4 protein-coding genes and 1 pseudogene are annotated in these 6,123 nt (G+C 69.4%); 1 reads left to right on the top strand and 4 read right to left on the bottom strand.

Features of this window, described 5'->3' with window-relative positions; all coding sequences use genetic code 11:
- Positions 1 to 480, top strand: a pseudogene (locus N415_RS33330) (PE family protein); the annotation flags it as partial.
- A gap of 230 nt (positions 481 to 710) precedes the next feature.
- Here N415_RS33330 and N415_RS29020 read toward each other — a convergent pair.
- The 4 genes from N415_RS29020 to ftsY form a co-directional block, all read right to left on the bottom strand.
- Entirely contained in the window at positions 711 to 3,155 is a 2,445-nt protein-coding gene (locus N415_RS29020; RefSeq protein WP_081665594.1) for a [protein-PII] uridylyltransferase, read from the bottom strand.
- Positions 3,156 to 3,200: 45 nt separating this feature from the next.
- Positions 3,201 to 3,539, bottom strand: coding sequence for a nitrogen regulatory protein P-II (gene glnB, locus N415_RS29015; protein WP_068101997.1), 339 nt, complete (start codon positions 3,537 to 3,539; stop codon positions 3,201 to 3,203).
- Entirely contained in the window at positions 3,536 to 4,918 is a 1,383-nt protein-coding gene (locus N415_RS29010) for an ammonium transporter (protein WP_068101999.1), read from the bottom strand. Before N415_RS29010 ends, glnB begins: the two co-directional genes overlap by 4 nt.
- 187 nt (positions 4,919 to 5,105) lie before the next feature.
- The coding region (ftsY, locus tag N415_RS29005) for a signal recognition particle-docking protein FtsY (RefSeq protein WP_068189353.1) at positions 5,106 to 6,123 on the bottom strand (1,018 nt) is incomplete at its 5' end.

Below are 6,123 nucleotides of genomic sequence, written 5' to 3'. Positions count from 1 at the left end.
GGCGGCGCCGGCGGTGGCGGCGGCGGAGGCGGTGCCGCCGCCTGGGTTAACAACGCCGCCGTCAGCGGCGGCAGCGGCGGCACCGGCATTGCAAGCGGCACCTTCCCCGGCGGCGTCGGCGGTGGCGGCGGTATTGCCAACGGCGGCGATACCACCAACGGGGGTCTGAGCGGCGGCGGCGGTGGTGGTGGCGGCGGCGGCGCCGGCAATATCGGCGGCAGCGGCGGCCGTGGCAGCGACTCCACCTACGTCACGACCGGCGATGAACTCTTCGTTATCGCCAGTATGGGCGGCGGGCCGGCGATGAGCGGCTTCGGAGGTGTGGGCTTCCTCTTACCCGACGGCATTTTCCGCGACAACTTTGGCGGCACCGGCCATAGCGGCGGCGGCGGCGCCGGTGGTTCTGCCGTTATCGCTTGGAATGTCAGTTCTGGCGGCACCGCCACCGCCACAGGCGGCACCGGCGGCGACGGCGGCTAACATCGTCTAACACTGGCGAGGGCCAACGACCGGGCGAGCCAGGGGAAACCCCGGCATGCCCGGCACAGAGCGCCTGCCCCGCATGTCCCTACTGTCATGCGTGAGGACTGGCTGGTCGGCGTCGGGGTGCCGGGGCAGGCGTCGGCGGCGCTCGTGTCGGCGCAGCAACAAGCGCCGACCTCGACAGGTTGTGCCAGTTGAATTCCCGGGCACAACACGCCCGCAGGACACTAGCTGGAGACCTCGGCGCTACCGCCCAACACGGCCAGCAGGTGCTTCTCCACGGCCGCCCGCGCGTCCGGCTCGTCGGGAAGCTCCACGCAGAACACGTCGGCCGCGGTCGACCCGAACGTGTGAACCTTGGCCCAACGGATGTCGGCGCCCGCGCGTTCCAGGGCCCGGGCCAGCAGCGCGAGCAATCCCAATCGATCCATGGAACGGATCTCCACGAGGGGTTGGCCGGACGCGGCGGGGTCGAGCCACTGGACGTGCGGCGGGGCGGTCGACCGTACGACGGGAACCCCGACCTGGATCTCGCCGGCCCGCTCGGTCGCCGCCCCGGCGGCGTCGATGTCGCGCTTCTCCAGCGTGCCGAGGACGTCGACGTCGCCGTTGAGCGCGTTCGTGAACTGCTGGCGCAGCAGGCCGACTTCGGGCGGCGAACCGAACAGCGGCGACACCACGAATTCGATGATCGCTGCGCCCTCGTGCGTGTTGACCGACGCCGAATGGATGCGCAACGAGTTCAGGGCGAGCACCGCTGCGGCGTTCGACACCAACCCCCGTTGATCGGGCGCGATCATCACCAGGTTAAAGCGCTCGCCGCCGGCGGCCTCGAGCTGCACATGCACGCCGTGGTCGGCGGCCAGCGAAAGATATTGCGGCGCAGTCGGTTCCGCCTGCGGCAGCGGCTCGCCCGCCATCACCAGCCGGCAGCGACGCACCAGCTCCTCGATCAGCGACGCCTTCCAGTCGCTCCACACCCCGGGGCCGGTCGCCTTCGAGTCCGCCTCGGACAGCGCGTGCAACACCTCCAGTAGGAGCGGATCCCCGTCCAGCGCCTCGGACACGACCTCGATCGTCTTGGGGTCGTTGAGGTCGTTTCGGGTCGCCGCCACCGGCAGCAGCAGGTGGTGGCGAACCAGCTTCGACAGGAACTCGGCATCCTTGGCCGCCACCCCCAGCCGCGGCGCGATTTCGAGGGCCATTTCGGCGCCGAGCACGCTGTGGTCGACTCCCCTGCCTTTCCCGATGTCGTGCAACAGCGCGCCCAGCCCAAGCAGGTCGGGCCGTGCCACGCGGGTCGCCAGCGGCGCCGCGTTCACGGTGGTCTCGATGACGTGACGGTCCACCGTCCACTTGTGCGCGACGTCGCGCGGCGGAAGGTCGCGGATCGCAGCCCATTCCGGCAACAGCCGCTCCCACAGCCCGGTGCGGTCGAGCGCCTCGACCGTCGCCACCGCGGTAGGCCCCGCCGAAAGCACGACCAGCAGATCGTCCAAAGCCGTGCTGGGCCAAGGGATTGGCATCTCGGGCGCGGCGGCGGCCAGGCGACTCAGCGTGGCGGCGCCGATCGGCAACCCGGTGTCCGCCGACGCGGCGGCCAGCCGCAGCACCAGCCCGGCGTCGGTCTCCGGTGCGGCGTCGCGGGCGAGCACGATCTCGCCCGCATACTCGACGACGCCCTCGTCCAGCGGGCGGCGCCTGGGCCGGCGCACCAGGGCCGACACGCCACGGCGCGGCAACGCGTTTTCCGCGGTCCGCAGTCCCGTCTCGGCGTGGTAGGCGATGGTCCGCCCGGCGTCGGAAAGCTTGCGGGACAAGTCGAATCGGTCACCGATGTGCAGGGCGGCGCTGATCTCGTCGGCGTACTGGGCCAGCAGCTGATCGCGCCCGCGCCCGGAAACGCGGTGCAGCTCGGTGCGCACGTCGAGGAGCGTCAGGTAGGCCTCGTCCAGCGAACCGCCCGGCGTTTCCGGACGGGCCATGCCGTGACGGTCGATGAGCTGGGCCACCCCGAGGGCGTCCAGCAATTGCACGTCGCGCAGGCCGCCGCGACCGGATTTGAGGTCCGGCTCGGCGCGCTGCGAAATCCGGCCACAGCGCTGCCAACGCGCCTGGGTGATTTCGACCAGCTCGCCCATTCGGGAGCGAATTGCGCTGCGCCACTGCCTTCTTGCGCCCGCGATCAACTCCTCGGACAGCCGCGCGTCGCCGGCGATGTGGCGGGCATCGAGCATGCCCAGGGCCGCAATCATGTCGGTGTTGGCGACGCCGAGCGCCCCGGAAACCGTTCGCACGCTGTGGTCGAGCCGAACGTTGGCGTCCCACAACGGATACCACAGCTTGTCGGCGACCTGTTGCAGCACCTCGGCGGGCTTGTCGTCGTGCAACAACATCAGGTCCAGATCTGAATACGGCAGTAGCTCATGGCGTCCCAGCCCGCCGATCCCGACGATCGCGAAGCCACTGCCGTCGGTGATGCCGATCTCGTCCGCCTTGGCGGTCAGCCACGATTCGTGCAGATCCTGCCACGCGTGCCGCAACTCGGCGGCCCCCAACGCACGACCATCCGACAGCAAACGGCGCCGCGCGGCAACCAAATCGCTTGCCCCGCGGCCATTTTCCGTGCCCGGTCCAGATGACCCGGACGGGCCGGGTGGGTCCTCTTTCATACCCTCCCGGCCCGTCCGGCCTGAATCAGCAAGCTACGGTCAAGGTCAGAGGGCATCGGTCCCGCGTTCACCCGTGCGCACCCGCACGATGGTTTCCACGGGGCTCACCCAGACTTTGCCGTCCCCGATCTTGCCGGTGCGGGCCGCCCGGACGATGCTGTCCACGACCTTGTCGACGATGGAGTCGTCGATGACGACCTCGATCCGCACCTTCGGCACGAAGTCGACCGAGTACTCGGCACCCCGGTAGACCTCCGTGTGGCCCTTCTGCCGTCCGTAGCCCTGGATTTCGCTGACCGTCATCCCCAGGACGCCCGCCTCCTCGAGGGCGGTCTTGACGTCGTCGAGCGTGAACGGCTTTACGATAGCGGTGACCAGCTTCATGAAGTCTCTGCCTCCACTTTCTTGACTGCGTCGTCCTGTCCGTTGGGGCTTTCCTCCGCGCCGCCGATCCGGTGCGGAATGGACGAGGCCCCGATAACTGCGAACTCGTAAGCGGTTTCTGCGTGCTCCGACTCGTCGATGCCGCCGGCCTCGGCTTCCGGACTCAGCCTAATCCCGATGGTGTATTTCAGGATAAGCGCCAGGACAAGCGTCACGAGGAACGAGTAGAAGAGGACGCTGAACGCGCCGACCGCCTGCCGCTCGAGCTGCGACCAGCCGCCGCCGTAGAAGAGGCCCTTCGAAACGCCGGTCACGCCGTTGATGGCCGTGCTCTCCGGGGCCGCGACCAGGCCGACCAGCAGCGTGCCCGTCAAACCGCCGATCATGTGGACACCGACCACGTCTAGCGAGTCGTCGAAGCCGAACCTGAACTTCAGCCCCACCGCCAGCGCGCACACCGCACCGCCGACGAAGCCGATCACCAGGGCACCGAGCACGTTGACCGACGAGCAGGACGGCGTGATGGCCACCAGCCCGGCGACGATGCCCGAGGCCGCGCCCAGCGTGGTGGGATGCCCGTCCCGGATGCGCTCGACCAGGAGCCAGGCCAGCATGGCCGTCGCGGTTGCGATCGTCGTCGTCATGAAGGTCGACCCGGCGGAGCCGTTGGAGCTGGTCGCCGATCCGGCGTTGAACCCGAACCAGCCGAACCACAGCAACCCGGCGCCCAGCATGACGAACGGCAGGTTGTGCGGGCGGAACAGCGTCGTGGGCCAGCCCTTGCGCTTACCCAAGACGATCGCCAGCGCCAAGCCCGCCGCACCGGAGTTGATATGGACCGCCGTTCCACCTGCGAAGTCGATCGCATGCAGCTTGTTGTTGATCCAGCCGCCGTGCTCGGAGGCGAAGCCATCGGCCGCGAACACCCAGTGCGCGACCGGGAAGTAGACCAGCGTCGCCCACAGGCCGGCGAACACCAGCCACGCGGTGAACTTCAGCCGGTCCGCCACCGCGCCCGAGATCAGGGCGACGGTGATGATCGCGAACATCAGCTGGAAGGCCACGAAGACGGTGGCCGGCATGGTGCCGGCGAGCGGGATGTCGACGGCCGCCTGCGCCTTGCTCGGGTCGGCTTTGACGGCATTGCCACCGATGAGGCCCTTCAGCCCCCAGTAGTCGCCGGGGCTGCCGACGACGCCGCCCTTGCTGTTGCCGAACGACATCGAGTAGCCGTAAAGCACCCACAGCACGGTCACCACGCCCATCGCGCTGATGCTCATCATGATCATGTTGAGCACGCTTCGGGTTCGGACCATGCCCCCATAGAAGAAGGCAAGGCCCGGCGTCATTAACAGCACCAGAGCGGAACTCGCCAACATCCAGGCGGTATCGCCCGTATCGGGTTGGCCCAATTGCGGGAATGCCACGCGCTATCACCTCCGGTTGCACAGGAAAGGCCGTCAGACGTCCGTCTGTGGCCTGCGAGAACCATGCGCAATTGTTGTTTCGGCGATGGTGCCGCCGTGTTTCGGCGGTATTAACGTCGCGCTTGGCGTGTAAGGGGTCTCAGCCGAGCAGGGCGTCCACGAAAGCGGCGGGTTCGAACGGCGCCAAGTCGTCGGGGCCTTCGCCCAGCCCGACCAGCTTCACGGGCACCCCGAGTTCTTGTTGAACGCGGAAAACGATGCCGCCCTTGGCCGTTCCGTCCAGCTTGGTCAGCACCGCGCCGGTGATGTCGACGACGTCGGCGAAGACGCGCGCCTGGGCGAGCCCGTTCTGCCCGATGGTGGCGTCGAGCACCAGCAGCACCTCGTCGACCGCGGCCCGCCGGGTCACCACGCGCTTGACCTTGTCGAGCTCGTCCATCAGCCCGACCTTGGTGTGCAGTCGCCCGGCGGTGTCGATGACGACGACGTCGGCGCCGGCCGCGATGCCCTTGTCGACCGCGTCGTAAGCCACCGACGCCGGGTCGGCGCCCTCGGCGCCGCGCACCACGTCCGCGCCCACCCGCGAGGCCCAGGTTTGGAGCTGATCGGCGGCGGCCGCCCGGAACGTGTCGGCCGCGCCCAGCACGACGCGCCGCCCGTCAGCCACCAGCACCCGCGCCAGCTTGCCGACGGTGGTGGTTTTCCCGGTGCCGTTGACCCCGACGACCAGCAGCACCGAGGGGTGGTCGGGGTGCGGCAGCGCGCGAATCGAGCGGTCCATGTCGGGCTGTAGCTCGTTGATCAGGACGTCGCGCAGCACCGCCTTCGCGTCGGCCTCGGTGCGCACGCTGCCGCTGGCCAGCCGGCTGCGCAGCTGCGTGATTACCGACTCGGTGACGACGGGTCCCAGGTCGGCGACCAGCAACGTGTCTTCGACGTCCTGCCAGGATTCCTCGTCCAGGTCGCCGCCACCGATGAGGCCGAGCACGCTGCGACCGAGCGCGGTCTGCGAGCGGGCCAGCCTTCCGCGGAGTCGCTCCAGCCGGCCTTCGGGCGGGGCGATGGCCTCGATCTCGGCCGCTTGGGACCCCGGCTCAGGCGACGGCGCGGCGTCCGGGACCGGCGGGGCCGCCGGAGGGGCCGGCGGGGCGGGCGGC

The organism is Mycobacterium sp. UM_CSW, from assembly GCF_000455205.1.
Taxonomy (GTDB): Bacteria; Actinomycetota; Actinomycetes; order Mycobacteriales; family Mycobacteriaceae; genus Mycobacterium.
The sequence above is the reverse complement of the archived record's forward strand: the minus strand, read 5'-3'. Positions and strand labels throughout refer to the sequence as shown.

What these genes read in the sequence shown, in the direction of transcription:
- N415_RS29010 (WP_068101999.1), bottom strand. Translation starts at nt 4,918, where the DNA reads ATGTTGGCGAGTTCCGCTCTGGTGCTGTTAATGACGCCGGGCCTTGCC.
- glnB (WP_068101997.1), bottom strand. Translation starts at nt 3,539, where the DNA reads ATGAAGCTGGTCACCGCTATCGTAAAGCCGTTCACGCTCGACGACGTC.
- N415_RS29020 (WP_081665594.1), bottom strand. Translation starts at nt 3,155, where the DNA reads ATGAAAGAGGACCCACCCGGCCCGTCCGGGTCATCTGGACCGGGCACG.